At 65.6% G+C, this 1,428-nt stretch carries 2 protein-coding genes; both read left to right on the top strand.

Annotation, left to right across the window (positions count from 1 at the left end):
• Nucleotides 1-202 precede the first annotated feature (202 nt).
• Nucleotides 203-925, top strand: a complete 723-nt coding sequence (locus E2C06_RS36425) for a hypothetical protein (protein WP_133293380.1) — start codon at nt 203-205, stop codon at nt 923-925.
• A gap of 77 nt (nt 926-1,002) precedes the next feature.
• Nucleotides 1,003-1,407 (top strand): hypothetical protein, encoded by a 405-nt coding sequence (locus E2C06_RS36420; RefSeq protein ID WP_133293379.1) that lies wholly within the window; start codon nt 1,003-1,005, stop codon nt 1,405-1,407.
• The last annotated feature ends 21 nt before the right edge of the window (nt 1,408-1,428 follow it).

Here is a 1,428-nt window from a genome sequence, read left to right as displayed (position 1 = left end):
CCCCCGACGAGGCCTACGCGGCGAACGAGGTGACGAAGTTGGCGGCCTGACGACAACCAGAACTGAGCTTATCCAGGCCGTCAAACTGTCCTACGGATGGGGACCATCTCAAAACAGTATGCCACGGCTTCCGCATTTCCACCCGTTGCTGGCTTCTGGAAACTATGACAGAGCCGTACGGCGAGCGGGTAGGGGGGATAGAGTGGCCGACACCGATACGAAAGCGGCCGAGCTGGCGGCATCCGTGAGATTGCTGCCCGCACGGGCAGGCTCAGGTTCCGCAGCCGCACGGCGGGTTCGGGACGCTTGGCAGCAGGCCGAGCCGATCATGCGAGCGCAGGCCTCGGTCCTTTTGCGCGCCGAGGGGGTGCCGGTCGAGGCCGGGGGCGAGGCCCTCGACGCTGTAACTCTGCCTCGATCCCTCGCTCTGCCGGTCTTGGCATCGGAAGAGGACTGGTCAGAGGTCGAGCCGGACGCAGCCAACGCCGTTGCAGATAGCGTCCTCCAGCGTCTCGCCAGCGCCGGCTACGAGATCAAGGATCTCAGCACTCTCGACGTCATCGCCTCGGCGTGGCTTCCAGGCCCGCCTGGCTCAGACGTCCCTGCCCGCCAGATCGAGCGCGTAGCGCAGTTGCTCTCCGTCAGGCCTCTCCTCGCCGCCGACATGCTTGTTGCGGAGGGGTTGGCTCGCGCGGCTCACCGGGCATCGCTCCGCGATCGACACGGGCTGGCGACGCCGGAGGAGATCAAGCGCGCGATCGCCGGGATGACCTACGCTCAGGTCACCGCGACCGCCGGCTACAGCAAGACGCTGCTCAGCCGCTGGACCACGGGCATCCGGCGGATCACCGACGAAGCCGCGCTCTGGGTCCACCAGCAACTAGAAGATAAAGAGGGCGCTTGGCACCCGGTAAAACGGACGTGAACTAACTTTCCACCTGTTTCCAACAACATGTCAACAGGCATATGGTCCGGCTGTCCACCAGTCGGAGGCAAGAGCCCATGACCCACCACCGCAACGCCGAGCAGCCCCGCCATGATTACCGCGTCGTGCGCCCGCTCCAGCCTGTCGAATGGCGAGATTTCCTAGCCGCGGTGCCGTGGATTTGGATCAAAGCCGTCGAGGGTGATTTGGCCGATGCGCCAGCCAACGCTCCGCAGACCGCCTTGGGGCTGGGAATTGCTGCTGACGGGGTGACGATCGTGAGCAGGGGCGCCTCGCGTGCCGTCGGTCGCGGGTCGATCCTCGCCCTTACGCCAGATATGCCGTTCGGCCATGCCGGCTCCTGTGTGACCGGCGACCGCTCGCATGACGCTTGTACCGCACCCGGTGTCCTGGACACGCGGTTGCACTATGCGGCGCGCCTGAGATCGGTGTCGAGGCGCATGTCGAGCGGGCTGCGGTAGCCGTTCTTCTCGATCAGCCAC

This window comes from Dankookia rubra (genome assembly GCF_004355005.1).
Lineage (GTDB): Bacteria > Pseudomonadota > Alphaproteobacteria > Acetobacterales > Acetobacteraceae > Paracraurococcus > Paracraurococcus ruber_A.
The sequence above is the reverse complement of the archived record's forward strand: the minus strand, read 5'-3'. Positions and strand labels throughout refer to the sequence as shown.

Coding starts and splice junctions, on each gene's coding strand:
- E2C06_RS36420 (WP_133293379.1), top strand. CDS start 1,003: ATGACCCACCACCGCAACGCCGAGCAGCCCCGCCATGATTACCGCGTC.